Origin of the sequence: Candidatus Sulfidibacterium hydrothermale (genome assembly GCF_020149915.1) — a bacterium.
GTDB lineage: Bacteria > Bacteroidota > Bacteroidia > Bacteroidales > F082 > Sulfidibacterium > Sulfidibacterium hydrothermale.
Genome location: NZ_CP083760.1, coordinates 2,986,301 through 3,011,621 on the forward strand (window position 1 = coordinate 2,986,301; position 25,321 = coordinate 3,011,621).

A 25,321-nucleotide genomic window follows, 5' to 3' on the forward strand; every position below is an offset into this window, starting at 1 on the left:
AAAAGTGCATTTTAAAATCTACAATGGCAAATACCGGGATCAATCGCGTAAACCTTTTACATGCGGAATTCCGGCAATAAAATCTTTCAGATAAAAAGGTTCGAAATAGGCAGTATCTTCAAACTGTTTCTTTTGCCATCTTTCTTCGGCAAGCGGGGCCATAAAAGCAGCAGATGGCTGAAAATCATCATCAAAAACAGCATTTCCCGACACAGGCGACAAAACCGGCCGACATTTCGGCGCCCCGTCGCCCATAAAAACCAGTGTTTTTCCCTGGCTAAAAAATTCGGAGAACGAATGCTCATCAATCACTTCGGCTTTGATTTCTCTTATTTCTTCCAGCCGGCTGTTATATATCGCAGTATAAACTTCCATACGCCGGGCATCAATCATCGGACAAAAAAGAAAATCATCACGAAAAGTATTTTCTTTTTTCATTTTTTGAATCATTCCGAAAGCCATAGCCGGCAAAGTTCCTATGGCAATAAGCGGTTTATCCAGCGAATAGCAAAACCCTTTGGCGGTAGAAACGCCGATACGCAAGCCGGTATACGACCCGGGACCTTTACTGACCGCTATGGCGTCCAAGTCCTGAAACGTGATGCCCGCTTCATACATCAGCTGTTCGGCAAAAACCGTAATATGCCGGGCATGAGAATTTTTTACTGTCGATTCCTGTATCGCTGTTACATTTCCGTCTTTGGCAAGCGCCACCGAACATACCCGTGTCGCTGTTTCAATATTTAAAATGCTGGCCAATGTTTTTTCTCCTTTTATTTTTTCAGAACGAACAGTTCTTTTTTGGGTACTTTTTTTACTTTATCGCCATTTTTCAACTCCTTGGATACCAACCGGTAAGGCGCTGTAATTACTTCATCCCCTTCTTTCACCCCTTTTTTAATCTCGATGTACATATTATCCTGAATACCGGTTTTCACCTTTTGCAGTTTGGCAATTCCTTTTTCATACAAAAAAACATATTCCTGTGTTTTTTTCGTCACGACATCCGCATTCTTTTTTGCTTTTTTCTCTTCCCGTTTTTCCAGTGCTGTTTTCATCCGGCCGGTAGAATCGGCCCGGGTGGTCACCGCCTGAATGGGAACAGCCAGCACATGGTCAGCACGTTTGGTCTGGATTTCGACAGAAGCCGACATTCCGGGACGGAACGGAGACGGAATCGGATTTTTCGGTTTGATCAAATCGGCATACGAAGATTTCAGCATCCGTATTTTCACATCGAAATTGGTCACCTGGTCGGCACTCACCCCGGTGGTGTTGGCCGAAGTGGCAATTTCAGTAACAATTCCTTTAAATTTCCGGTTCAGATAAGCATCCACTTCAATCAGTGCCGTATCATTCAGGGCCACCTGTACAATATCATTTTCATTCACTTCCACATTCACTTCCAACACATCCAGATTGGCAATGCGCATGATTTCGGTACCGGCCGAAAATTGCGACGCTCCGGTAACCCGTTCGCCCACTTCCACATTTAATTTGGAAACCGTCCCGTCGTTAGGGGCATAAATGGTCGTCCGGTTTAAATTTTCACGGGCTTCTCCCAGTTTGGCTCTTGCACTGTTTACCTGAAAAGCACTGGCTTTATAACTTTCTTCTGCTGCAGCCACTTCTGCCTTGGCCACAAGATAAGACGAACGGGCCGCATCAAAATCAGCATCGGAAATCACCTGGGTTTTCCACAGTTTTTGGCTCCGTTCAAAATCAAGTTTACTTTTTACAAACTGCGCCTGGGTTTGTGCCAGCCGGGCTTTGGCATTGGCCCGATTGGCTTCGGCAGTTTTCAATGCGGCTTCGGCCTGTTGATAAGAGGAAACGTAAATCTTCGGGTCGATCTTTGCCAGTTTCTGTCCTTTTTTTACAAAATCGCCTTCCTTTACATAAAGGGCGACCACTTCTCCGGAAATATAAGGACTGATTTTCACATCTTTAGCCGGCTGGATCTTTCCACTGGCCGAAATGGTAGCAATAATATTCCTGCGGACTACTTTTTCCACAGCCACCCGTTTGGCTTCCGTTGACTTTCCTTTTTTAACAGCTAAAACGATAAGAAGCAAAAGAATTACACCGCCAACGATGTACCAGATTGTTTTTTTACGGGATTTCGTCATTTGTTTGTTTTTTTAGCTCTGCGAAGATAATGAATAAAAACACAGCTTCCGAATTATTTACCAGCAGTTTGCACGGAACCCGGCACGGTCATATCTTTCAGCGAAAGGCTGCGTCCGAGATAAAAATCAAGAATCTTTGTCTTAAAAATATAGTCGTATTTAGCCGCCAGCATGTCCGATTCGGCATTGTACAATTTTACCTTGGCAATGTCAAAATCAGTAGAATTAACCATTCCCACATTAAACTTTTGCTGGGCGTATTTAAAGGACTCCCGTAAAGAAACCAATGATTTTTGGCGGGCAATATAAGTTTGATAAGCAGCCAGCGCATCGGCATAAGCCTGTTCGATATTTTTTCGTAAAGTATTCTTTTCCATCTCGAGAGACAGGTTGGCATTTTCCAACGAGATTTTTGATTGTTTAATCATGTTGGCCACCTGAAAACCATTGAGAATGGGGATGGTCAAACGAAATCCCAGGGTAATGTTTCGGTTATCTCTCATCTGGTCCCAGAAAGGTTTGGTTTCGTAAAAACCCGGATCCAGCGGATTGTTGCTCACGCGAATCTGATCAGAATAATTGTTTCCGTAAGAAGAGTTCAACGACAGTGTCGGGCTACGCCGTCCTTTGGCTACTTTCAGTGCTTGGCTGGCAGCCTTGACCGAATATTCGGCACTTTTGATCTGCGGCATAATTTCCAGTGCTTTGGAGTAAATAGACTGTACCGGTAACAAGTTGGGCTTTTGTGTAATCTGCAAATTGGGTTTTTCAATATCAAATTTGGTATTCCCTTTGATATCCAGAATCTGCATCAAATCAAGATAAGCCAGCATCAGTTTGTTTTGGGCATTCACCAAATTCACTTTATCGTTGGCTCCCTGCGCTTCAATATCCAAGAGATTTCCGCGGGCTACGGTTCCGGCTTCCACCTGTTTTTTGGTTCGTTCAATCTGCTTTTGGCTGATCTGTACCTGTCGTTTGGCATTATTCACCTGTTCAATGCTGTAAAGAATTTGCAGATAGGCAGCCGCAATATTCAGTGCAATGTTATCCCTGATCTTTTCTGAATTGTATTTTTTGGCCAGGTATTCAAATTCTTTTTGCCGCAACGTATTGACGTTCTGCATTCCGTTAAACAGGATCAGGCTGGCATTGACCGATCCGTAAGCCTGGTTGGTTTTGTTGTCGGTATAACGATACGTTGCCATGTCCACCGTTCTTCCCCACCCGGTATTTTGCGAAACGCTGGCATTAAATGTGGGTAAAAAGTTCAGCTTACTTTGCAACAGGTTTTCTTTGGACGACTCGGTAGACAACTCACTCTGTTTGATTTGCAGGTTATTTTGAAAAGCATAATGAATACATTTTTCTAACGACCATGGCTGCTGGGCCATTCCGTTCAATCCTGTCAGCAAAAAAGTAAAAAAGGAAATGACAAACAATATCTTTTTCATGAATAATCAATTTATGGATGGTTAATCTCTTTGCTATTATAACGATGTTTTATCACAAAACGTGCCATAAACATAATTTATTGAATGAATTGAGATTACAAAACAACGAAAAGCCATTCTGTCAAGAGGTTGTCCAAATTATAACAATCTTTGTTCGAAAACGGACAGGTGCTGTCAAGACCACTTTTTCCGGAAAAGGCTTATTTTCATTTTGTTTTATCGCCATTTACCGACAAAAAAGGGGGATTCACCGATTTTTCTTTTCGCTACCCCGTCAACCCGGTTATCTTTGCACTATTAAAACGTAAAAAATGGAAAAAAATTCCCGTCAGCCCAACCAACCGCAACAGGGCAAACTCATTATCGGCGGACTACTTATTTTTATTGGCGGGCTGCTCATGCTCTCTAACCTCGATGTTTTTGATATCAGCATAACCCATTATCTGTTCTCGTGGAAAAGCATTTTGATCTATATCGGATTGGTGATGCTGGCCAGCCACTCCAACAAAAAACCGGCGTATATTTTAATCGGGATCGGGGCTTTCTTTTGGTTGCCCGAAATTTTCGGTTATTCCGTACGTTTTCGTGATGTTTTTTGGCCATTGGTATTTATTGGTCTTGGTTTTTTACTGATTTACCGTCAACGTCCGCCCCAGCAAGTTCAGTATGACGAAAATGGTAATCCGGTTGCCGGCAGCAACGGATATCTGAATGATATTTCGGTGTTCGGCGGCGGAATAAAGATCATTCAATCGAAAAATTTCAAAGGCGGCAACATTACGGCCATCATGGGCGGATCAGAATTTGACCTGCGACAGGTTCAATTTGCCACCAATGTGGCGGTTATTGATGTTTTTACGCTTTTCGGCGGAACAAAATTCATTGTACCGGAAAGCTGGACGGTGCAGTCGGATGCCATTTCCATTCTGGGAGGCTTTACCGACAAACGAGCCATCACCATGAAAGTTTCCGACGAAAATGTTCTGGTCATCAAAGGGCTGGTCATGCTCGGGGGTATCGAAATAAAAAGCTTTTAAACTAAAAAACAGAATAGAATTATGAAATCAAAAGTAGCGGCCTATTTGCTATGGTTTTTTCTCGGGTTTTTGTCGGCCCACCGGTTTTATCTCGGAAAATACGGCACCGCCATCCTTTATCTGTTTACCGGTCAGCTGTTTGGTATCGGATGGATCATTGATGCCTTTCTGATCAACGGCATGGTAGAACAATACAATCTTAAAACGAGAGTAAAAAGAATAGAAACCGTTTGGGTATAACCTTTCAGCCATCAAGAAATGCTTTTAAACCCTTTATCAAAAAATAAGAATTATCTCCTTGGCTATCTTTCCATTTGGGCAGTCATCATTGCTGTTCACACCCTTATTTTAAATTTTTTTTACGGCATAAACGGTTCCATCAGTCTGGCCGATTCGTTGGTTTTCAACTTCAGTTTTATGGTGGCCGGATACAGCCTCTGGTACGTTATCCGGTTTAACCTTCGCGAAAAACCATCATTTATCGACATGATATTCAACCACTTGCTTACAGCAGTGGTCATTATCGGATTATGGTTGCTGCTGGGCTATTTTTCCATGAAAAGCCTGTACGGGAATCATACCGACTATCTTTTGTTCTTAAAAAATTCTTTGGCCTGGCGGGCCGTGATGGGCGTGTTTTACTACCTGCTTTTTATCATGTTTTATTACCTGATTCTTTACTACGACGACTTGCAGGAAAAACTGAAAATAGAAAGCAAGCTACAAAACCTGGTTACCCAAGCCGAGCTGGAAACGCTTAAATCGCAAATCAACCCGCACTTTTTATTTAACAGCCTGAATTCCATCAGCTCGCTCACCATCACCAATCCCGGAAAAGCTCAGGAGATGGTGATCAAGCTTTCCGATTTTCTGCGCTATTCGCTCAGCCACGATAAAAATGAAAAAACACCCCTTCAAAAGGAATTTGAAAACCTGAAACGTTATCTCGAAATCGAAAAAGTGCGTTTCGGTAAACGGCTGAATTTTGTTTATCACATTCCTGAAAATTGCTACCGATATGTTATTCCCAACATGATCTTACAGCCTCTTATCGAAAATTCCATTAAACACGGCGTGTACAACAGTGCCGACGAGGTACAGGTAGAAATTACCTGCAAAGAAGAAAAATATGATCTTGTTATCGAAATCAGTAATGACTACGATCCGGAAACCATCAAACCCAAAGGTGAGGGCATCGGATTAAGAAATATCCGGAAACGGCTGCAGTTAATATACGGCCGGACCGACTTACTGGAAACCAAAGCGGATAAAATGGTTTTCACCGCGCGCTTACAATTACCTAAAGAACAAGAAGATGGAAAATAAAATCCTGACCATTATCATCGAAGATGAACAACCGGCCCGCGAATTGCTCAAAGCTTACCTGCAATCGCACAAAGAGGTGGAGCTGGTGGCCGAATGTGAAAACGGTTTTGACGGGGTAAAAGCCATCGCCGAATACCGGCCCGACCTGATCTTTCTCGACATACAAATGCCCAAACTCAACGGTTTTGAAATGCTGGAACTGCTGGACGAATACCCCGAAATTATCTTCACCACGGCTTACGACGAATTTGCCCTGCAGGCATTTGAACTGAATGCTGTGGACTATCTGATGAAACCGTTTTCGAAAACCCGCTTTGATCAGGCGCTGGAAAAAGTTTTTTCCCGGTTAAAAAACAAATCGCAGCAAAATCCGGTTGTGGAAAAACTGAAAGAACAGGTGCGCGAAACAGCAGGACCTCAGGAACGGTTTTTTGTAAAAACAGGCAACCACATTGACGTCATTGCCACCGACGAAATCATTCATGTGGAAGCCCAGGACGATTATGTGGAATTTCACACGGTGAAAGGCCGTTTTTTGAAAAAAGAAACCATGGCTCAGCTGGAAAAACAACTGCCACCCGACCGGTTTCTGCGCGTCCACCGCTCGCACATTATCCGCCTCGACCAGATGGAAAAACTGGAAAAATACGGCAAAGAAAGTTACATGGTTGTCCTGAAAAACGGCGACCGGGTACAGGTAAGCAAAAGCCGCATCAAAAAGCTAAAAGAAAAGCTGGGGATTTGATGTGAGGATGTTAGGGATGTGCGATGGAAGGATGTGGGGATGGGAGGATGTGATGATGGAAGGATGGAAAGATGCAGAATGATGAGTGATGAATGGCGAATGATGAATACTTGATTTTCAACGCTTTAATATTTCCCTTAGTGGTACTTTGTGATGTCCTTTGCACTCCTTTGTGGTGACGGATGGGAGGATGGATGGAAAATTTCTGATGTGCGATGTGAGGATGTGGGATGGAAAGATGTTTGGATGGTAATGATAAGTGTTGAACGATAAATGTAGAATGATGAACCGATGAAGGGGAAAAAGTCATTGGTCATTGGTGATTAGTTGATTATCAGCAGTTTGGCGTTCTGCGTTTCGCGTTTAGGGTTTGGGAATTTTTTGTCATTTGTCTTTTTGGTTTTGGGGATTTCTAATTTTGGTCATTAGTCACTGGTCATTGGGAGGATGAACGACGAACAATTGATTTTCAGTGTTTTATATGTATTTTTCCCTATCATCCTGAACGGAGCGAAACGTAGTGAAAGAGCTCAAAGGATGTTTGGATGTAAGGATAGAAGGTGTTTGATGTTAATGATGAGTGATGAATGGGAAAAGTTATTTGTCATTGATGATTGGTCGATTTTCGCGTTTTATCTATGTTTTTTACTGTCCTCCTGAACAGAGCACAGCGGAGTGAAGGATCTAAAAATAATCACGGTTGTTAAAATAGATGCTTCACTGCGTTCAGCATGACAAAAGAAGTTAATTTTTGGAATTTGAGATTTTTTTGTGATTTGATTTTTTGCTTTTTGTGATTTCTAACTTGGTCATTAGTCACTAGCCATTGGGAAGGATGAACAACGAACAATTGATTTTCAGTGTTTTATATGTATTTTTCCCTATCATCCTGAACGGAGCGCAGCGTAGTGAAGGAGCTCAAAGGATGTTTGGATGTGAGGATAGAAGGTGTTTGATATTAATGATGAGTGATGAATGGGAAAAGTTATTTGTCATTGATGATTGGTCGATTTTCGCGTTTTATCTGTGTTTTTTACTGTCCTCCTGAACAGAGCACAGCGGAGTGAAGGATCTAAAAATAATCACGGTTGTTAAAATAGATGCTTCACTGCGTTCAGCATGACAAAAGAAGTTAATTTTTGGAATTTGAGATTTTTTTGTGATTTGATTTTTTGCTTTTTGGGATTTCTAACTTGGTCATTAGTCACTGGTCATTGGGAGGATGAACGACGAACAATTGATTTTCAGTGTTTTATATGTATTTTTCCCTATCATCCTGAACGGAGCGAAACGTAGTGAAAGAGCTCAAAGGATGTTTGGATGTGAGGATAGAAGGTGTTTGATATTAATGATGAGTGATGAATGGGAAAAGTTATTTGTCATTGATGATTGGTCGATTTTCGCGTTTTATCTGTGTTTTTTACTGTCCTCCTGAACAGAGCACAGCGGAGTGAAGGATCTAAAAATAATCACGGTTGTTAAAATAGATGCTTCACTGCGTTCAGCATGACAAAAGAAGTTAATTTTTGGAATTTGAGATTTTTTTGTCATTTGATTTTTTGCTTTTTGGGATTTCTAACTTGGTCATTAGTCACTAGCCATTGGGAAAGATGAACGATGAACACTTGATTTTCAACGCTTTAATATTTCCCTTAGTGGTACTTTGTGATGTCCTTTGCACTCCTTTGTGGTGAATAGCATCTTCGCTCAATGTAAACACACCTTTCCCTTCCACTTTTCAGGTCTGGTCCGACCTGAAAAGAGAAACCGTCATTGCGGGGAGGCACGATGAAGCAATCCCGGTTTTAGGCACCATTCTCAAACACCATCCGGGATAAAAACCCGGTTAGAAACTTCTTTTATAAATGGATTCGGCCAGCTCGAAAAGGCGCGCGCTTTGTTCTTTCCCAATGGATAATGCTTTCAGCGACGCCAGCGCTTCCTCGTAAAATTTTTCCATGATGGCAAATGTATCTTTGTGCACATCCAGGGCTTCATAAACGGCTTTCATTTCCGCAATTTTCTTCTCTTCATCTTTTTCATCAAAAAGATCGAAAATTTTCCGGCGTTGTTCGTCGTCGGCTTTGGTCAGCGAAAGACAAAGCAGGTACGTTTTTTTGTTTTGCAGGATATCTCCGCCGATGCGTTTTCCAAAAGTTTTCTGGTCGCCAAACGTATCGAGATAATCATCTTTTATCTGAAAAGCCAGTCCGAGTTTCTCCCCAAAATTATAGATGTTTTTCTGGTCTTCGGCCGATGCGCCACCGAGAATGGCGCCCATATGCAATGCGGCCGCCAGCAAAACCGATGTTTTCAGCCGGATCATGTTCATATACTCCTCCAGCGACACTTCCGGAATATCTTCAAAATCCACGTCATACTGTTCTCCTTCAATCACCTCGGCAGCTACTTTTTCAAAAGCCGTCATCAAAGCAAAATGTTTATCGCGGGGCGCTTTGTTAATCAGGTGAATGGCATGCAGCAGCATGGCATCGCCGGTAAGGATGGCTTTGTTCACGCCAAAAGCCTTGTGAACGGTGGTTTCGTTACGGCGGATATCGGCTTTGTCAATAATATCATCGTGCACCAGCGTAAAATTATGATACGTTTCAATGGCGCAGGCCGTATCGAGGGCTTCGGAAATATCGCCGCCAAAAGCTTCGCAGGCGGTCAGCAACAGCACCGGACGAATCCGTTTGGCTTTCATTTTCATGATCTGCAAAGCCGGTTCATACAACACCTTCGGGAATCCTTCATATCCTTTGGTGAAAAGATAATCTTCAAAAATGGCTTTCAGTTCGTCTGCCGAATGTTTTTGATGTGAGTTTGTCATTATTTTCTTTTTAAAATTGCTGAACTATCTGAAGAGAAAACGGTTTCAGGAAATTTTTCGTCTGTTCAAAATCACGGGTAAACCCGAGCATCATTCCGCCGCCGCCCGAGCCACACAGTTTTAAAGAACAGAGGTTGTTTTCCAGTCCTTTTTGCCACAAAGGCAACAGTTTTTCGGGAATCATGGGCCGGAAATACTGCAAAGTAAAAGCCGAAAGTTTTTCCACAACCGGTAACAACGAAAGGGCATCGCCCGCCAGGTAGCTACGGATGCACCCGGAATTCAACGGAATCAGTTCCGTTTTCAGTTTTTCGGAAAACGCGGGGTCTTCGCATTGTTTTACAAAATAACGGACCAGCGGTTGTGTTTCGCCGGTCATTTCCGTATCAAGCAAAAACACCGCGCCGCCCGACGACGTTTCAAAATGCGGCAAATCAACTATTTTCAGGCGGTTATCGCTTTCCACCTTCACCGCTTTTTGCAGATAACAAATTAACGGATCCAGCCCGGAACTTTTGCCATGAAACCACGATTCCATTTCGGCCATCGTCTGTTTTAGCACAGCCAGTTTTTCATTGGAAAGCTGGTCGTCCGCCGGAATTTTATCCCGTCCGTAACGGTCGTAAACCGCTGCCACCAGCGCACCAGAACTGCCCAACCCGTAACCCGACGGGATGTTGCTGTTGAAGACAAGTCCGCGGTTTACATCGTTCTCGAACTGCGCAACATCCAGTTTTCCCGAAAAATGTTTTTTCTGCGAAAGCTGCCTGAGATAAGCGGCATATTTTTTCAAATGGCTGTTCGAATCCAGGGTCGTCTGTTGCTGCGGCTGAAAAGCGAACGCCCCTTCTAACTTGCTGTAAGGAATACTCAACGCTTCGGAACCCGCCATAAGCGCATACTCACCAAACAACAGGATTTTCGAATAAAACCGCTTGCACTCCTTCATCATTACAGGATTTTTTCAGGACCGTTCCCCACTTCATCTTCAATAAATCCCAACGGGCTCAAAAATGCCGTCAGTTCGTTTTGAATAAACGGCAGGATGTCTGCTTTAGCCGAAGCCGGATAAAGCAGATGCACGTTGGGGCCGGCATCGAGGGTAAAACATAGCGGCAAACCGGTTTCTTCGCGAAAAGCAAAAACCTTTTCGATGATTTGCAGGGTGTTGGGTTTCATCAACAAAAAGTAAGGCTGCGAAGTCATCATCATGGCATGCAACGTCAGGGCTTCCGACTCGGTAATGCGGATAAACGTTTCCATATCGCCGGTACGCAGGGCTTTCAGCAAATCGGCCAGGTTCCGGTGAGCCTGCCGGAAACGTTCGGCAGCAAACGGATTGGTTTTCATCAGGCTGTGTCCTACCCGGCTGGAAACTTTTTTCTGTCCGGCATCTACCAGCAAAATGGTATCCTGGTAATTTTGAAAAACAGGATCAATTCCTTCGTTCACCGGGAAACCGTAAAAATCGGAAGTGCCGGCCACGGCTTCGGTCTCACCCCAGATCACCAGTCCGCCGTACACCGACCGGGCAGCGCTGCCCGACCCCAAACGGGCCACATAAGAAGCCTTGCGGCGAAAGTCATCCTCATTTTGCAATGTTCCGAAATACTGACGTTCCAAATCGCACAATACCATGGCCAGCACGCTCATTCCCGAGGCGGAAGAAGCAATACCGGCAGAATGCGGAAAGGTGTTTTTGGAACGGATAACAAATTTCAACTGACCGATAAAAGGAAAGATATCCAAAAGCGTTTCAAAGAATTTCAGTGTTTTTTGCTCAAAAACCGGATGACGGTTTCCGTCGAAATAAAACTCCATCTCAGGTTTTCCGGCAACAGACGGAGAATAGGCTACTTCCGTTTCGGAACGCGACTTGCTCAACGTGAAGCTGATAGACGGGTTTTGCGGAATTTGTACCGGTTTTTTTCCCCAGTATTTTACCAGCGCAATGTTTGACGGACTGCGCCAGGCGATTTTTCCGGAAGGGACTGCCGCTTCGGGAAATCTTAGATCAGAATGATGATAATCAGGTTCGGAATGCACGTTTTTACTGTTTTCTAACTATTTAACACCGGGGTTACAGGCCCGTATTTGATCGCCAAAATTAAAAAAATTACGGAGACGAATGATTTGAATCCTGATTCCGCAGCGAAAATCACCGGTAAAAAAATTCATAACAAAATCAAAAATTTGTTTATTTTTGCAGTCCGTTTTTAGAGGGTACCGTGGCCGAGTGGCTAGGCGGAGGTCTGCAAAACCTTATACAGCGGTTCGAATCCGCTCGGTACCTCAGATGAAAAGAGGCTGTTTCCAAAAGGCAGTCTCTTTTTTTTATGATTAATTTTTGTCTTTGGGGATTTTGCTTGTGATTTGTTTTTTGGGATTTCTAACCTGGTCATCTGCAACGACGAACGATTGATTTTCTGTATTTTATATCTATTTCCAGTGTCATTCTGAACGGAGCACAGCGAAGTGAAGAATCTCAAAAATATTATTTTTGTAAACATCCTCTAATCAACGAAAAATGAAACCTATAGGAACCCATAACTACTTTGTATACATTACAACCAACCAAAATAAAACCGTACTTTATACCGGCGTAACCAACAATTTACCTTATCGGCTGGAACAACATGAGGAAAATGCAAAAACTACTAAAACTTCTTTTGCAGGCAAATACAATTGCTACCATCTTATTTATTATGAACGTTTTGAATATATTCAACACGCTATTGACAGGGAAAAAGAAATAAAAGGATGGGTACGACGAAAAAAGGAGAAATTAATCAATGAATTTAATCCTGAATGGAAATTTTTAAATGACGAAATTGAAGATTGAAATCTTTTCCTCTCCAAAAAATTTTTACTCCTGTCCGAAGGACTCTGCCGAAGGCATCGCTTCGTGACTTCGGAGAACGAAGCGCAACGAAGTGAAAGAGCTCAAAAAACTGGCAATAGTTAAAATAGATTCTTCGCTACGCTCAGAAGGACAAATCGGTTGATTTCTGGAATTTGTCTTTTTGTTTTTTGGAATTTCTAACTGGTCATTGGTGATTTGGCGAGTGGTGAATTGTTGATTTTCAGTATTTTAACCATACTTTTACTGTCATCCTGAACGAAGTGAAGGATCTCAAAAAAACTGGCAATAGTTAAAATAGATTCTTCGCTACGCTCAGAAGGACAAAAGAAGTTGATTTTTGGTGTTTGTCTTTTTGTTTTTGGGGATTTCTCGCTTGGTCATTAGTCATTGGATGATTGGTTGGTTTTAAGCAGTTTGGCGTTCTGTGTTCTGTGTTTTGCGTTTAGGGTTTGAGATTTTTTTGGAGTTTGATTTTTTGTCTTTTGGAGATTTTCACCCCATCGCAACTTCGCCTTTTCTTCTTCCCGCGTCCTCGCGCAATGCCCCGCCCACCCACCCCGTTTGGATATTTGGATGGAAGATGGATGATGTTTGGATGGAGGATGTTTGATGTCAATGATGAATAAATTGGTCATTGGTTGATTTTGAGTAGTTTATGCGTTTGGGGTTTGGGGGTTTTCCGGAATTTGTTTTTTGGAACTTCGTTTGTCATTTGTCTTTTGTTTTTTGCGATTTCCTTTGCGATTTGTCTTTTGCCTTTTGGTGCTTCATTTGAACTTTCCTTTTCCCCGTTTTGAAAATTGATGTTTTCACTTTATTTTTGTCACTGGCCATGTGGGGTTTTGGTGATTTGGTGATTTAGTGATTGGTGAATGGTGAGTAGTGAGTGGTGATTGGTCATTGGTTATTGGTTATTTGTGTTTTGTTTTTTGAATTTTGTTTTTTGTTGTTTGTTTTTTGTGATTTTTTTTTTTTGATTCGTTACTATGAAACCCGTCCGTAAACTTTTGCTCTTTGTTGTCCGTTTGGCTCTCCTTTGCAGTGTGATGCTTTCCTTTGCGTTTTCCCCTGCTGTTTCTTCGCTTTCTGCTTTGCCTGATGATGATGAATATGCCAATGCGGAAGATACGGTAACCGGTTACGGATATATTGCTACTGCCGATGAATTAACCAAACAAATCCTTGCTCATGTTGTCTTGTCCCTTTCTCCGGATTCTGTCTCCGGGGTGCCTGCCGATACCGTCTGGAAACTGGAAACCAATGAGGCCGGTACCGCTTTCTTTTCCCTGCCGGTGAAAATCTCTTCCGCTGATGCAATAAGCCTTTTCCCGGTGCTTAATGCTCGGGTTTTCCCTCATTCGGGCAGCGGATTTAATTTTATCTCTCCGGTGATTGTCCATGCTAAAATTCTGGTGTTTAATGCCAATGGTCTGCTGGTGACCGTGGAAGAAATTACAGGACGTCATGCTTTTGTTAACCTGAGGAACCAAAGTAACGGTTTGTATGTTTACCGGGTGGTGGGTGATAAAGGGGTGGTGTCTTCCGGTAAGTTTATCAAAACAAATGGGGTTGTAAAGAATGTGCGTGGTGAGGTGCCGGATAATGCTTTTAAATCTGCTGATTTCGGCTTTAAAAGTACGGCTTCCGAAGTGGCTTATTATTGGTTGAAGTGGCGTAAGGAGGGGTATAAAACGGACAGTGTTCGCCTGAGTCTTCATGAAGGCGATAACGGAACGCAGACCATTGCGATGGAACCTTTGCCGTTGGATACGCTTTGGGCTACGGGTAACTTTAAAGCGGTTGATGAAAACAACATGGGTTTAGAAGATGTTATTCTATACTTTAAACCGGATAGTGTGTTCAACCACACCCCCGACACCACATTCAAGATGGAAACCAAGGCGGATGGAAGCATCAGTTTCAAAGTTCCGGTCTGGATTAGTAACATCTCTAAACAAGATCCTATAAACGCTAAGTATCAATTAAAATGGAGTGAAGACGGTTACAAGACGGATAGTGCAGCATTCACGCTCACAGAAGGCGACAACGGAACACAAACAATAAAACTAACACCCTTACCAGTAGACACCACCTGGGGACAAGTTTTTATTGGAATTAGAAACAAAGAAACCGGAGAATCGATTACAGATATTACAGAATTAGAAATTACCCCAGATAGTATTGCAGATAAAACTCCAGATACAACTTATCACATTAAAACAAATGAAAGCGGATTTATTTATGATAACTTCCCAGTTAGAATCAGTAACAAGTTGCCGCCTTCGGAAATCAGGGCAAAATACAAGATAAAATGGGTTAAGGATGGTTTTTTCACGGACAGCACAGAAGTAACGCTAAAAGACGGAAAAAACGATCCAGTCTTTGTTTACTTACAACCTTTACCACCAGGTAAAGTAACGCTGATAGACACGGTAAGAGATTTAGAAACCAAGAAACCTTTGGAAAACATCATAACGAACATTATAGTAGCAGACACAGTATTCGCCACAGACACTACGGACGAAAACGGAGTATTCACTTTTAAAAACATTCCACAAGGAACAGCATTAACGCTTAACATCCACGGATCCACAAGCCACTACTCATTACTAAGCGTAAGCGGTTACAAAACACCAAGTGACGTTCCTTTAAACACAACAGATACTATCTTCGGAGTTTACAACGCTTACTTGATTGCAAGAAACCCAATAACCAGCGCCACACACATCAGGCAATTCTGCGGAGAAAACACCAACCAAGACACAATACCTTTTAGTTTCGACAACGATACTAACCTATCAACATATGTTACTGAATCCGACAGAGAACAATACAGGGCTTGGTTCAAACAATTCGAAAAAGACACTGACAGTGCATTCATATTCAAAGAAAGCGAAACCAGTGTCAAAGGAAAAGAAGGAATTTTCATCTACAACGGCTCCTACGCCACAGACGCTTATCAAGGAGAATACTCTACCCCATTAGGAAAAGTATATCCTGTAATATATGCAATAAGCAGTCAATTCATCTCAGAATACAGTGTTTTTGTTCACGAAGATCTAAGAGGACTTGGATACAGAGAAGTTAGTTGGACTAATAGTGTAATGAATGCAAAAGGTTCTGTATTTACAGATGAGGACAAAACACTAATCAAGATAGGACGAGAATACTATAAACAATTTTATGACGGAAAAACAAATATTGACCTTGATTTCATCTCTGATGACGAATAGTGGTGAGCGTGAATAGTGAATAGTGAATAGTGAATGGTGAGTGGCGAGTGGTGATTGGTTGATTTTCAGTATTTTACCTGTATTTCCGCTGTCATCCTGAACGAAGTGAAGGATCTCAGAGGTTGTTTGGATGTGAGGATGGAGGATGTTTGATGTCAATGATGAGTGATGAATGGGAAAAAGTTATTAGTTATTGATATTGGTTGATTTTCAATATTCTACTCATATTTTCATTGTCATTCTGAACGGAGCGCAGCGTAGTGAAGGATCTCAAAAAAACTGGCAATAGTTAAAATAGATTCTTCGCTACGCTCAGAAGGACAAAAGAAGTTGTTTTTTTTGGAATTTGATTTTTTGTCTTTGGGGATTTCTCGCTTGGTCATTAGTCATTGGATGATTGGTTGGTTTTAAGCAGTTTGGCGTTCTGTGTTTTGCGTTTAGGGTTTGAGATTTTTTTGTGATTTGCTTTTTTGTTTTTTGGGATTTCCTTTGCGATTTGTCTTTTTGTTTTTTGGGTTTTCTAACTTGGTCATTGGGAAACGATGAACGATGAATGTTGAGTGATGAATGGTTGATTTTCAGTATTTTACCACACTTTTACTGTCATCCTGAACGAAGTGAAGGATCTCAAAAAAACTGGCAATAGTTAAAATAGATTCTTCGCTACGCTCAGAAGGACAAAAGAAGTTGTTTTTTTTGGAATTTGATTTTTTGTCTTTGGGGATTTCTCGCTTGGTCATTAGTCATTGGATGATTGGTTGGTTTTAAGCAGTTTGGCGTTCTGTGTTCTGTGTTTTGCGTTTAGGGTTTGAGATTTTTTTGCGATTTGTTTTTTTGTTTTTTGGGATTTTTAACTTGGTCATTGGGAAACGATGAACGATGAATGTTGAGTGATGAGTGGTTGATTTTCAGTATTTTACCCGTATTTTTCACTGTCATCCTGAACGAAGTGAAGGATCTCAAAAAAACTGGCAATAGTTAAAATAGATTCTTCGCTACGCTCAGAAGGACAAATCGGTTAATTTTCTTACAGTGCTTTCACTTTTTCTCTTATCTCGGTCCATTTCTCTTCGCCAAACTTAGCACCCAGCACTTCGACCACCGTACCGGAAAGCAGCGAGCCGATCGCGCCGGCTTTTTCAAAGCCAAGATCGTTGGCCAGTCCATACAAAAATCCGGAAGCATACAAGTCGCCGGCGCCGGTAGTATCTACTGCTTTGGCTTTGATGGGAACAATACGGGTTACGGTTTCGCCCTGTTTCACCATCGATCCCTTACTGCCAATTTTCACCACGGCAATATCTGCCAGATCAGCAATGGCATCCAATGCTTCTTCCGGTTCTTTACCGGTAAACGCTTTGGATTCTTCTTCGTTGGCAAAGACAATATCCACATAGTTTTTTACCATCTCCTGCAAAAATTCTAGGTTGTCTTCCACCACGTTATAGCTGGCAAGATCCAACGATATTTTCAGTCCGGCAGCTTTAGCCAGTTTCAAAATGGTTTCGAGCAGTTCATGGTTTTGTACCAGATAGCCTTCCACATGAAGGATATCATAACCTTCAAAATGGCTTTGCGAAAGCATTTCGGGCGAAAGATCCAGGGCTGCACCAAGGAAAGTACCGAAAGTACGTTCGCCGTCGGGCGAGATCATTCCGTTGGCAATACCCGAAGGCGAATCAGAATAAAACAAAACGGGCTTGATGCCGCTGTTTTTCAAATCTTCTTCAAAAAAGCGGCCGGTTTCATCTTTTCCTACGCAGCCGATAAAAGCGGTTTCTGTTCCCAGTTTAGCCAGTCCGTGAATGGTGTTGGCAGCCGAACCGCCCGAGGCCATTGTTTTTTTCAGATTTTTACTTTTTTCCTGAATTTTTGCCGAGCGTTCTGCATCGACCAGTTGCATGCTGCCGCGCGGAAGACCAAGTTCTTCCAGCAGGCGGTCATCTTCTAATTGTGTTAATACGTCCACCAGGGCGTTTCCTATTCCTATAATTTTCATCGTTTCAAATTTTGTGCAAAGGTGGTAATTTTTATTGAACAATTATTTTGGAAAAGTAAGAACCGGACGAATTATGTATCCACAACGAGTAATATCCCGGCTTTAACCGGGGCAGAAACAAGGTTGTTTTACAACTTCCCGAACAGGCAGGAAGCCGTTTTTCAATCCATTTTCGTCCTGTCATATCAAAGATCTCCAAAAGAGAAGGTTTTCCGTTTCCCGGAAAAACAACGGAAATCTCACGGCGGGCAGGATTGGGGAAAACAGCAATTTTTTCTGTTTTACTGTTTATCATCCCGGCCGGAGCGGCAAAAGTGATCACGGCACTGTCAACGCTGGAACAGCCTCCGGTAATTCCCACCACGCGAATGGTTGTGGTACCCAACGGGAAATCGCCATAATTCACTTTTATTGTTCGGGTTACAGCGCCGGTTGTCCAGTAATAGCTATCAAAACCCGGTCCGGCATCATACTGCACCGAGCCATCCGGATAAAGGGTCGTATCGGCCGGTACCAGATGAATAGCGGGAACCGGTCCGTAAACAAAAGTTTCTTTTGTGGATTTCCCCACGCAGCCTTCCCGTGAAATAAAAACATAAGAAACCGCATGATTTCCGGGACCGGCCTGCTTGGGAGAAAACAAAGAATCATGCATTCCGTTACCGGAAAAAAATCCGCCAGCCGGAAATCCGGTTAATACGACCGCCGGATCATTTTCGCAATACGAGGGCATCAACCCGGAAAAATTCGCTTCCGGCAAAGGCGCCGGAGCAATCAACAGGCTATCTTTTGCTTTACATCCTTTTTCGTCGGTTCCCCACAAATAAACCGTCATGGTATCCTGCGGCATTACAGAAAAAGTATCGCTGGTTACGCCTCCCGGATACCACAAGTAATGTTCGGCGCCTTCGGCGGAGAGCCGGAAACGGGTATTCAGGCATGCAGCCGTATCTTGCTGCACAATTTTTGTTTCGGGCAACGGGAATAACGTTACGTTCAAATTATCTGTATACAAGCAAAGCGGATCATTTCCGCTAACCGCTTCATAAACCGTATTTTGCAAAGGCATCACCTGCAAAACAGAATCTTTTGACAAAGTATCTTTTCCGTTTAACCAATAAAAGATTTTGCCTCCCGACCCCACAACATGAAGGCTGTCGCCCTGACAAATTCCGGTATCTGCCGGGATGATGATATCCGGATAACGTATGGTATGCAGAAAAGTGCTGTCGGTAGCCGTGCAACCATGCGCATCGGCAGCTCTTACCCGGACCCAGTCGGAAACAGCCGGCTGGTAAAGAACCAAAGAATCGGCTTCGGTTTGATAATCGTTTCCGTCAAAAGACCAGATGTAGTCCTTAAATTCGCCTTGAACAGCAGAACAGAAAATAGTTACCGGTTTTCCTTCACAGGCTTTAAAAACCGAGGTATCCATTTTTACACGCACAGCCGGGAAAACAAAAAGCTGTGCCGAATCGGTATTTACACATCCCTGTGCAGAAAGGGTTTTTACCGTATAAGTCATCACAGTATCCGGAAAAGGAGAAACCACTTTTATCGTATTTGTTGTATCTCCCGTATTCCACAAAAAAGAGACACCGGGAGTACTGGATTCCGCATGGATTTGAGCAGTATCACCAAAACAGCTCGTCAGGCTGTCTTGCGGAATGTCAATATCGGGCAAAAGGTATTGCTCGATCTGAATGGTATCTGATGCCGAACATTTTTCCGGAGTAAACAAGGTCAAAGAAATCACCGTATCCGAAACAGGGCAAACCGTAATTGCCGATGTCGTATCGCCGGTACTCCAGCGGTAGGCATAATTTCCCTGCAATCCTTTTAACGAGATACAATTTCCCGGGCAGATTCCCGTATCGGGCCCCAGACTAAATGCCGGAATTTCAGGATATACAAAAATACGGGCAGAATCCTCAGCCTGACAACCATACACCGACCGGGCCTGCACATCAAATTTATATGTCGTATCCGGAACCTGTGGCAAAAAAGCGATCGAAGCCGTGGTATCTCCGGTATTCCATAAAAAAGTCAATGCGGAATCATTTGTTTCTGTGGACAGAAACACCGTATCGCCAAAACAATAAGACGTGCTGTCTTGTGCAATACGGATCACCGGAGGCTTATGAAAAGTCACCTTTACCGAATCCGAAACCAAACAGCCGTCTGCTGTTTTCACGGTTAATTTTACGGTTGTATCGCTTTCGGGACAAAGCGTTACCGTTGATGTTGTATCGCCGGTACTCCATAAATATTGATACGAGCCAACGGGCCCCGACAAAGAAAAGCAAGAACCGGCACAAACCGCTGTATCGGAGCCAAGAGAAACTTCGGGAACAGAAAAAACCGTTACGTGAATGGTATCACTCATTTCATTCCCGGCATTATCTTTCACCACAAGGGCATAATCGGTAGTCGTATCCGGCGAAACGGTTACAGCAGATGCCGTACTAAAAGGTTCGTTATTCCGGTACCATTGGTATTCCTGCATTCCGTCAGGACCTGACAATGAAAGTGTATCTCCCGGGCAAATTGCCGTATCGGGCCCCAATTTTACCAGATTACAAAATCCGGCATCATAATCAATGCTCCATCCACTGCGATCTAAAGAACACAGCGAATCCTGCAAGGCTATTTTCTGAGGCCCGGAAGGCATCTTCATGACATAATCCATGGCTACCAGCGCTTTCCATTGAGAACCGGTGGTCATAGCCTGCCGTGTAAATGAATCGGCCAGCATTTCTGCCGGATAATAATACCGGCCATCCCAGGATAAATTAATCAGTGCAGTATCTTTTCCGACTCCGGCATAATCATAATTTTCTGTGCCAAAGACTTCTATTTTTTCTACCGGGTTATCTGCATACACATTCAGGGTGAGTGTATAATACATCAAATCGGACGGGACATCTCCGGAAAAAGTAATTGTCATCCGGTTATTCCGAATCGTCTTGTGAATTTGTACTGCTTGTTTTACAACCAGATAGCTTAATATACGATCATCTGTGGTCAACAAAATATTATCTTTTCCCGAACTGCCGTAAGTACGGTCAATTTCTTTCATTTCATCAAGAAAAACCGAGGGGATGAGATGCATTCCGGAAAGCAGCCACATGTGTTTTCCCCTTTTACTTTCGTTGTACAACGAATCAGCATACTCTTTAAAATTACTGTAAGTAAACAGCCGGTTTATTTTCACCGGTTTTAACCAGTCAATCGTATCACTTTCCACATCAAAACCAATATTGCCATATCCTATCCAGCTGTTGTCCTGCCCCTGATTAATGGCATCATAATAATGGTTCCGGGAGAGATAATCCACATAGATGTCCAGTCCGTTGGGAATAACAAAACTTTTAAATGTCACTGAATCAGAGATTTTCCGGCGGGTATAGCTCCGGGTCCGTTGAAAGGCATATTCTATTTTTTCAGGAGATGAAACATCCGGATTATCAAAAAGTCCGTGATTTTCAATACCCCAGTGATGACGATACATCGTATCCAATTGCGTCCAGGTTAATTTTCCCGGATCATGATACGGATCATCAGGATTCAGAATATCGGTGTTATTGTAACTGCTAAATATATAGAGAGATGTGGACATTTTAAACGTGATCAAACGGCCGCATCCGTCAGTAAAAGTCAATCCCGGCGTAGTGGAGGTTCCCTGAAAAACAGGATATATTTTTTCATAAATGTCACTCAAAGCATCATCCATCTGAAAGCTCATCGCAAAAGCCTTATTGTAAAGTAAGGGCGCTTTTTGAACCGTAGCCAACGGAGGTTGTGTAAAGGTAATTACCACCGAATCGACACCGGGCGGATTAAACTGTTGCCCGAATACGGTTCCGGCAAAAAGGATAAAAATAAAGGTTAAGAATCTCTTGTCTACTCCCGCCATACGAACAAACTCAACGATAATCGATTATTTGAGGGGTTGGTTTATAAATAGACTGGCGGCGGTAAGAACGGCTATATTCACCGTTTTTATTTTCAAAATATTTTCTATTCTGTTGACCAAAACGGTAGGAAAGCGTAATTTCATGCGTTGTTCCGCTTCCTTTATTGATGCCACCGGTTCCAAATTCAAATGAATAATTGAGGGCAAAACCATACCCGACATACCCTCCAATATTTACAGCCAAAGCGCCTGTATTGCGATAAAGCAATCCGGCCCATGCCTGTTTCATATAAACCGCCATGGCAGACATTTCAAAATTCCCCGGCATATTTTTCGTCTTCCGGTAAACCGCAAAACCCTGCAGTTGCCAATTATCAACCAAATAAAAAAGATAGGAAGCATGAAAAAGAAATTCGCGTTGCATCTTAAAATCCGGGCTACCCGGATTGGTTACATCGTATGAGTTGTCCGCCATTGCATTCGGCATGGCAAAGCCCACATTCAGTCCCTGCCAGTTGTAGTCAATACCAAACCCGGCATTAAAAGTGCTTCCGCTTATCGAACTCCTCCCCTGCAAAAGCGGATCGGCCGGGTTGATTTCGGTCATATCCGAAAGGCTGATGGAATTTTGAAAATAATTGGCCCACACGCCAAAAAAGAGCCGCTGATTATCACCGGTCTGCAAAATGTAAGAATAACTGACGCTGGCCTTAAACAAAGAAAAAACACCGGTTTTATCCATATACATTTCGCCGCCAAGCCACATTTTTTGCTTATAAATGTTTCCGAAACCGTTCAACCGTACCGTTTTTGGGCCATCATCAATCTGAGTCCACTCACGGCGATAGTCCAAATGAATCTCAGAATAGTTAAAATACCCGGCCATTGCCGGATTTAAAGCATACGGATTATATAAATATTGTGTTGTTAACGGAAACTGCTGGGCACTAAGTGTTCCGCTGAAAACCAGCAATAATAAAAACAGATATGTTATCCTTATCTTCATCAGCGAATAATGCTTATGGTTCCCCTATATTCTTTTCCGTTATGATCCACAATGACATAATAATAGGTTCCTTTCGGCAATGGATTTCCGTTAAAATCACCTTTCCAGTCGTTGTTATAGTTCTCAGACGAATAGACCAGACTTCCTGCCCGGTTATAAACACGCAAACTAAAAGGAGGAATCACTTTGGTATTGTCCACTTTCCAGACATCATTATAACCATCGCCATTGGGCGTAAAAAAAGGCATGGCCGGAGCCGACGTTACAGGGACATCTCCGCCGCCTGAATTGGTATAAACCGCATAAAATACCGAAGTACCGGGACAAATATTCACATACGCTTTCACGGTATATTCACCCTCTTCTTTTACATAATAGTCGGGGGACAAAACATGAGGCGGCCACACAATAGAATCATAGTCTTCCGGATCTTTAACCGTTAAATAAGCGCTGTCGCCCTGGGCAAAAGAAACTGTATCATTGTAATACACCTGTGTACCGTCTTCACGTAAAATGACAATATCTGGCGATCCGTAAATGCTGATCGGCTTAGAAAGCGAATCTACACAACCATACGAGGTGGTTACTACCAGCTTTGCGGTATAATTGCCCGGATAATATTGGTGATAAGCATACATATTCGGACGATACTCAGAAAGGCCGTCACCGTAATCCCAATAGCGGGTAACAATATCGCCGAAATCCACTTTTGTACTGTCAATAAACAGGGTATTTCCTTCCGAGGAACATTGCCCGGAATAAGAAAAATCTACCTGCGGCACTTCCCCCACCGGAACCTGATGTACTTTGGTAATGATATTTCCCGATTTAAAGGTAAGCCGCATTCCCACCAGCCAGAGTTGTGCTTTTGGAAAAGCATAAAGCACCGTATCTCCGAAAGCATCGTCATATTCTCCGTCCATATTCAAATCCCAGGCGGTTTGCAGCAAAGTATCTTTTTCACTGGAACTTTCGTTAATCAACAGGGTGGAATCGCCCAGGCAAACCGTGTCATATTTAAAATCAATTACATATCCATAATCCGGAAGCACCATAAAATCCTGGGTTGTACTACAGCCATACGAATTGGTTACTTTTACCCAATAGGTTGTATTGCGAACGGGTTGAACACGAATGGAAGTATCGGTTGCTCCGGTACTCCATAAATATTCGGGATAGCCGCCCGAGGCCCAAAGCAAAGTATCGGTACCCGGCTGTATGACCACCGAATCGGAAGAATGTTGAAACACCGGAACGGGATAAACAATTACCTGTGTTGTATCGCGACCGGTTTGGTCGTCCGGGGTAGTAATTTCCACCCAGTACTGGGTATTTTCTTTAGGAGCTATTTTAATGGTTTGCACCGTATCCCCCGTATTCCAAAGATAATGTTTCATTCCGTCAGGCGCCTGCAAAGTCGCCGTATCACCCAGGCAAATGGTATCAGGAGAAACGGTAAAATGATAACTACAATAATTTTCCAAAGAAGAAGTATTCAATGCGCAGAGCTCATCATGATATTTTTGCAGGGTATCCGGATTTTGAATGGCATCCACATAATCCGAAGCGATGAGACAATTGGTGGCACTGGTATCGTTTTTGGCTATTTGAATATATTTTTCCGCTCTTTCGCCCTCCGGCTCAATAATTCGTCCGTCCCACGAAAAATTAATAATGGCCGTATCTCCGTGAATAGCATGGGTGGATGAAACAGCGCCCTGGACATCCACACTGGAAACCGGCTGGTCGCCCACAACAAGTAAAGTAAGCGTATACCAATGCATGTTGGTCGGAATTTGATCTCCTACAAAGCCGATTTGTGTTTCGTTTCCCAGTGTGGTGGCTGAAATCGTGGTCTTTTCACAAAGCAACAGATATTCAAACACTTCCTGATCACCGGCTACCCAAATATTATCTTTTCCGTTTTTTCCGTATGTGGATGCGATTTCTTCCATCTCTTTTTTAAACTCTGAAAAAGAGATATCCGGAGAAACACCAAACTGGCGAAAATCATAAACTCCCATATAATGATGCCCGTTTATGCTTTGGAGATCCATCAGTTGTACTTTACTGTACAAACTATTATCCAGGCGATTGGTCAGAAAAAGACGAGGCGGGGAAAAAAGCGGCTTTACCGAGGTTAAATCAATCGGGTTGTTTGTCAAGTCAAAAGAGGGGTTACTGAAAAAAGCGATATAACCCACATCGCGGGCCGGGAGCATTTGTCCCTGCCCGTCGGAAGGTAAAACATACGTGTCGGTAGTAATGCCGCCATTGGTATACGGAGCCGTCATTTTTACAGCAAAACTTATATTCCGCTGAACCTGATAATCCTGATCGGAACCATAAGGAGGATCCACCAATCCCCGGCTGTCAATGCTATAACCATTTTTCCAGAGCTCATCAATTTTTTTCCAGCTCAAATAATTGGCCGTATCATCCGAGTGAACATCCACTCCCGATTTTAAAGAGAAATAATTGACATCCAGTGAAAAAGGAACGTCATTTCCGGTACCGTCCGTAAAGAACAACCCCGGATTTCCGTTTTTTCCGGAAAAAAACGGATAGACGCTGTCGTACACATCCGTTGTGGCATCATCGGCCTGCAAAACCAATGCAAAATCTTTGTTGTATTTTAAATATGGGAAAGAGGTACTTACCGTGGCCGGTGCTGCAGAAAAAGTAACTGTTATTTTTACGTCTTCAAGGGTTTGTCCCCAACCGGAAACAGGATAAAGCAAATAACACAGAATTACACCGAAAAAAAAAGTTGTTTTTAA

General features: G+C 42.9%; 16 protein-coding genes and 1 tRNA gene. 7 read left to right on the forward strand and 10 right to left on the reverse strand.

What is annotated here, in order from left to right:
* Positions 1-39: 39 nt before the first annotated feature.
* Genes tsaB through LA303_RS12285 form a run of 3 tightly spaced genes read right to left on the reverse strand, consistent with a single transcriptional unit; the run spans position 40 to position 3,583 of the window.
* Positions 40-759, reverse strand: coding sequence for a tRNA (adenosine(37)-N6)-threonylcarbamoyltransferase complex dimerization subunit type 1 TsaB (gene tsaB / locus LA303_RS12275; RefSeq protein WP_240525673.1), 720 nt, complete (start codon positions 757-759; stop codon positions 40-42).
* 14 nt (positions 760-773) lie between these two features.
* On the reverse strand, positions 774-2,129 hold the full coding sequence (locus LA303_RS12280; protein ID WP_240525674.1) for an efflux RND transporter periplasmic adaptor subunit: 1,356 nt from the start codon (positions 2,127-2,129) through the stop codon (positions 774-776).
* Positions 2,130-2,182: 53 nt separating this feature from the next.
* Positions 2,183-3,583 (reverse strand): TolC family protein, encoded by a 1,401-nt coding sequence (locus LA303_RS12285; protein WP_240525675.1) that lies wholly within the window; start codon positions 3,581-3,583, stop codon positions 2,183-2,185.
* 311 nt (positions 3,584-3,894) lie between these two features.
* Here LA303_RS12285 and LA303_RS12290 point away from each other — a divergent pair, with 311 nt between their 5' ends.
* From LA303_RS12290 to LA303_RS12305, 4 genes are read left to right on the forward strand one after another with little or no spacing between them, the layout of a single operon-like run.
* Positions 3,895-4,620, forward strand: a complete 726-nt coding sequence (locus LA303_RS12290) for a LiaF transmembrane domain-containing protein (protein WP_240525676.1) — start codon at positions 3,895-3,897, stop codon at positions 4,618-4,620.
* Positions 4,621-4,641: 21 nt separating this feature from the next.
* The gene (locus tag LA303_RS12295) at positions 4,642-4,860 is read left to right on the forward strand and encodes a TM2 domain-containing protein (RefSeq protein ID WP_240525677.1); all 219 of its coding nucleotides are present in this window, start codon (positions 4,642-4,644) and stop codon (positions 4,858-4,860) included.
* A gap of 18 nt (positions 4,861-4,878) precedes the next feature.
* Positions 4,879-5,946: a sensor histidine kinase gene (locus LA303_RS12300; protein ID WP_240525678.1), complete on the forward strand. Its 1,068-nt coding sequence runs from the start codon at positions 4,879-4,881 to the stop codon at positions 5,944-5,946.
* On the forward strand, positions 5,936-6,691 hold the full coding sequence (locus LA303_RS12305) for a LytR/AlgR family response regulator transcription factor (protein WP_240525679.1): 756 nt from the start codon (positions 5,936-5,938) through the stop codon (positions 6,689-6,691). Before LA303_RS12300 ends, LA303_RS12305 begins: the two co-directional genes overlap by 11 nt.
* A 1,846-nt stretch (positions 6,692-8,537) precedes the next feature.
* Here the strand turns inward: LA303_RS12305 and LA303_RS12310 are convergent.
* Genes LA303_RS12310 through mvaD form a run of 3 tightly spaced genes read right to left on the reverse strand, consistent with a single transcriptional unit; the run spans position 8,538 to position 11,570 of the window.
* On the reverse strand, positions 8,538-9,524 hold the full coding sequence (locus LA303_RS12310) for a polyprenyl synthetase family protein (RefSeq protein ID WP_240525680.1): 987 nt from the start codon (positions 9,522-9,524) through the stop codon (positions 8,538-8,540).
* 10 nt (positions 9,525-9,534) lie between these two features.
* Positions 9,535-10,476 carry a GHMP family kinase ATP-binding protein gene (locus LA303_RS12315; RefSeq protein ID WP_240525681.1) on the reverse strand — a complete coding sequence of 314 codons (942 nt, stop codon included), beginning with the start codon at positions 10,474-10,476 and terminating at the stop codon, positions 9,535-9,537.
* On the reverse strand, positions 10,476-11,570 hold the full coding sequence (mvaD, locus tag LA303_RS12320; protein WP_240525682.1) for a diphosphomevalonate decarboxylase: 1,095 nt from the start codon (positions 11,568-11,570) through the stop codon (positions 10,476-10,478). Before mvaD ends, LA303_RS12315 begins: the two co-directional genes overlap by 1 nt.
* Before the next feature lie 176 nt (positions 11,571-11,746).
* Here mvaD and LA303_RS12325 point away from each other — a divergent pair.
* The 3 genes from LA303_RS12325 (at position 11,747) to LA303_RS12335 (ending at position 15,620) form a co-directional block, all read left to right on the forward strand.
* Positions 11,747-11,817: transfer RNA gene (locus LA303_RS12325), tRNA-Cys, on the forward strand.
* Positions 11,818-12,051: 234 nt separating this feature from the next.
* Complete coding sequence (locus LA303_RS12330; RefSeq protein ID WP_240525683.1) at positions 12,052-12,366, forward strand: GIY-YIG nuclease family protein; 315 nt, start codon at positions 12,052-12,054, stop codon at positions 12,364-12,366.
* A 1,007-nt stretch (positions 12,367-13,373) separates the two neighbouring features.
* Positions 13,374-15,620 (forward strand): T9SS type A sorting domain-containing protein, encoded by a 2,247-nt coding sequence (locus LA303_RS12335; RefSeq protein ID WP_240525684.1) that lies wholly within the window; start codon positions 13,374-13,376, stop codon positions 15,618-15,620.
* Between the two features lie 1,027 nt (positions 15,621-16,647).
* On the opposite strand, the gene LA303_RS12340 is transcribed toward LA303_RS12335, so the two are convergent.
* The 4 genes from LA303_RS12340 to LA303_RS12355 are packed head-to-tail and all read right to left on the reverse strand — an operon-like array spanning position 16,648 to position 25,282.
* The gene (locus tag LA303_RS12340) at positions 16,648-17,619 is read right to left on the reverse strand and encodes an adenosine kinase (protein WP_240525685.1); all 972 of its coding nucleotides are present in this window, start codon (positions 17,617-17,619) and stop codon (positions 16,648-16,650) included.
* Positions 17,620-17,650: 31 nt separating this feature from the next.
* Complete coding sequence (locus LA303_RS12345) at positions 17,651-21,535, reverse strand: T9SS type A sorting domain-containing protein (protein WP_240525686.1); 3,885 nt, start codon at positions 21,533-21,535, stop codon at positions 17,651-17,653.
* Positions 21,536-21,545: 10 nt separating this feature from the next.
* Positions 21,546-22,541: a PorP/SprF family type IX secretion system membrane protein gene (locus tag LA303_RS12350; RefSeq protein ID WP_240525687.1), complete on the reverse strand. Its 996-nt coding sequence runs from the start codon at positions 22,539-22,541 to the stop codon at positions 21,546-21,548.
* Entirely contained in the window at positions 22,541-25,282 is a 2,742-nt protein-coding gene (locus LA303_RS12355) for a T9SS type B sorting domain-containing protein (protein WP_240525688.1), read from the reverse strand. The genes LA303_RS12350 and LA303_RS12355 overlap by 1 nt, the downstream gene beginning before the upstream one ends.
* Positions 25,283-25,321 lie beyond the last annotated feature (39 nt).